This is a genomic window from Candidatus Collinsella stercoripullorum (assembly GCF_027669965.1).
Classification (GTDB): Bacteria; Actinomycetota; Coriobacteriia; order Coriobacteriales; family Coriobacteriaceae; genus Collinsella; species Collinsella stercoripullorum.
This window is the reverse complement of the sequence record NZ_JAQECM010000111.1, coordinates 276-610: the sequence shown is the minus strand read 5'-3', so window position 1 is coordinate 610 and position 335 is coordinate 276. Positions and strand designations below refer to the sequence as shown.

Annotated in this window: 1 pseudogene; it reads right to left on the bottom strand. The window is 78.2% G+C overall.

Annotated elements, in window-relative coordinates:
• A pseudogene (locus tag PHA29_RS10580) lies at nucleotides 1-335 on the bottom strand (PD-(D/E)XK nuclease family protein); the annotation flags it as partial.

Sequence of the window (335 nt, the reverse complement as noted above, 5' to 3'; positions counted from 1 at the left end):
GAGCGCGTCGGCGGCCTCGCAGGGCTCCGCCATGCCGCGGTCGAGCAGGGCGCGGCCGTAGGACGCGAGCAGCCCGAGCACCGAGGCCGTGGCGTCGTCGGCGCCGGAGAGGGCGGCAGGGGTAGCGTACGGGAGCAGGTCGCGCGCCATGCGGGCGAGCATGCGGACGGTGCCGGGGTTGGCGCGCAGCGGCGCGAGCGAGTCCCCCGCGCGCGCGACGGCGTCGGCCATGAGCAGCTGGCGCTCGAGCGCGCCGCACAGGCGGCGCCCGTCGCCCAAAAGCTCCCACAGCCCCTCGATCCATGCGGCGGGCGTCAGCGCGTCGACGCCCAGGC